The following is a 2,410-nucleotide window of genomic DNA, read 5'->3' as shown; positions in this document are numbered from 1 at the left end:
AACATAGCACGTTGGCTACCTAAACGCGGGGCACGAGTACGCCTTTACGCTTTTGGCCTGCGCTGCATACTCGCGCCAGGGAAGGACCATTCCTTAATGCCTATGGTTTGTACCCGCCAACCAATATGCAAAATGCCAATGGTTTACCTTACCTCCGCATCAGCTAAAATAGCTAAATAAAAATACCGCATTGCCGGTTATTTGGCAAGCGGTATTTTTTTCACTTTTGGCATTTTGCAACATAGCATATTAACTACCTAAACGCGGTGTCACGAGTACGCCTTTACGCTTTTGGCCTGCGCTGCATACTCGCGCCAAGTTGGGGCAACTCTTAAACAACAACGCTCGGCAGTGGCCGGGATAGCATTTGCATAAATGTAATTCACTTATATAAAATGTCGCCTATTAACTTATAATCTGTTATATTTTCAGGCGTAAATAATGCTTGATATACACTTGTATATTGATTCTCCTTTAAAAAGGTTGTGAATATTTTAAGACCCGCAATCCTTTTCTGTAAGAATAAATATGGCAGGAAAGTGTAATTAGGAAATGCTTCTTTTACAATACTCCGAGATGTTGAATAAAAATCTTCGTAAAGATTTTTGGGGGAGATAGTTATTATGGGATCAAAATAAAGCGAATATCCATCATCATTCAATACTATAGTATCTTTACCATATAGACAAAAGTAATTTGCTAACATGCTAAATTGACAGTAGAACTCTCGCGTAAAACTAACTCGCTCAAATTCCTCTTGAGAAACAGACAATACGATTGTGTAACAAGTATCAGCCGCAAACGAACCATGGTTAATCGCTAAAATTTGGGGAAAAGTTAATTCGATTTCTTTTACTAACTGCTCACTTTTACTTATAATATGCGGCAATACTTCTTTGATATTTATTTCAATTTTAGATCGTTCGTCAATGAAAGGCGTATACTCGCCATTATGATCCCCATTATCTATAAAATAATAATTCGAAATCAAATTAAAAATGTCATTATATTCCATAATTCAATACGTTACCAAGTTCTAGAGTCAATAAATTGCAATGTAGATTTAGGAGCCCCTGGAATAGGGAAATTTTGGTAAACGCCAATATCATTAGCGCGAAAGTTTTGCTGCATATTAAATTGAAACAACTCAAAAAACTTTTCTGTAGCAGTTCCACTATCATAGCTCTGAATTAAGCCAGAGCCTAACATGCTCAGAATAGTTTTTCCTGCCTCGTCAAAAGAATATGCTATGGTGTTTTGAAGCCCCTCAAATCCAACCTGACTAAAATATTTTCCAACCTGATTCATATTAAGACCGATAGACATGCTTTTGAATTTCACATTAACGCTTTTTTCAATTTTCCCACCAATTTTTACTGCAAATGGAAGGCCGTTACTGAAATAAGAGGGCAATGTAAGAGTTGCAAAATACATAGGAATCTTATTAGGCCCCTTAGTTCCATACACAAGGTTTATAGAACTCGGATCTAAATAGTTGAATTCTCCCCCATGATTAGCCTGAACCTTAACAAGATCATACCCTGTATCCCAAACTTTGCCTCTTTCATCAGTTATCCCAAACTGCCTTTTTACATATAAATTACCATCTAAAGTTCCCACATTATTGGCACCATGTAACGCAATTGCATTACTTCGAGCCATGCCATAATTTTGGCTGGCAGTACCGGATGCATCGGTTGTTAAATATCTGCCCTCGTTAACGCCATCAGGGTCAACTCCATGCGCTGTAGCAATATCTCTATCAACATCACCCTGAATACTGCCGTTGCCAATATTATCATCTCCCATTTGCCATGCATCCGATCTTGCTCCCATTGGCGCACCCATGTATGGATCACCCAACATGCCGCCGAGTAAATCAGACCTGACGCCGCCGGTTGCAGGCAACTGATAATCCCCCATCGGATCATTAAACCTGATCGGGTTATTCCCTGCGTAATTATAAGTCGTCAAATCGCTTGCGCCTTCCGGTGCCGGATCCACCCCCACAAATCTACCTAAAACCGCGTCATAATTGCGGAAAAAAGTTTGGTAATAATCGGGCATGTTGCTGTAGTCATTCTGCCATTCGCTGCCGCCATTGTATAGCTGTTTGTTGGGTACTGTAGGTATCGGCACGGTGCTGGTAATATAAGCCATCCCAAAACCGTAATAGCTGTTTTCCTGTGTTACCACCGCGACATTGCTGCCGTTATTTTTGAAACTGATCCGCGCGTTGCCCTGCTGATCGCCGATGATGAATTCCTGTGTAAAAGTACCGCCGCTGTTCAGCACCCGGCCCTCGGGGATAGGAAAATAGCTTAGGGTGCCATTGATGTAAACAAACCCATCAACATAATCGGTTACCTGCGTAGTAGTGCCTGTTTTGTAAACCTGCTTTTTAAGCAGA

Annotated in this window: 3 protein-coding genes; 1 reads left to right on the top strand and 2 read right to left on the bottom strand. The window is 40.5% G+C overall.

The genetic code is table 11. The annotated features are described in order from the left end of the window. Positions 1–180 (top strand): hypothetical protein (locus KXD93_RS30495; protein ID WP_258141347.1); only part of this gene is annotated, 180 nt, incomplete at its 5' end. Between the two features lie 202 nt (positions 181–382). Here the strand turns inward: KXD93_RS30495 and KXD93_RS30490 are convergent. Both KXD93_RS30490 and KXD93_RS30485 read right to left on the bottom strand, forming a co-directional pair. Continuing rightward, positions 383–1,015 (bottom strand): hypothetical protein, encoded by a 633-nt coding sequence (locus KXD93_RS30490; RefSeq protein ID WP_258141346.1) that lies wholly within the window; start codon positions 1,013–1,015, stop codon positions 383–385. Between the two features lie 11 nt (positions 1,016–1,026). Further along, positions 1,027–2,410, bottom strand: a 1,384-nt coding sequence (locus KXD93_RS30485; RefSeq protein ID WP_308726314.1) for an RHS repeat-associated core domain-containing protein, incomplete at its 5' end; no start/stop codon positions are given.

The organism is Mucilaginibacter phenanthrenivorans, assembly GCF_024721155.1.
GTDB classification, from domain to species: domain Bacteria; phylum Bacteroidota; class Bacteroidia; order Sphingobacteriales; family Sphingobacteriaceae; genus Mucilaginibacter; species Mucilaginibacter phenanthrenivorans.
Note: the sequence above shows the minus strand (reverse complement) of the source record. Positions and strands in the feature narration are given on the sequence as shown.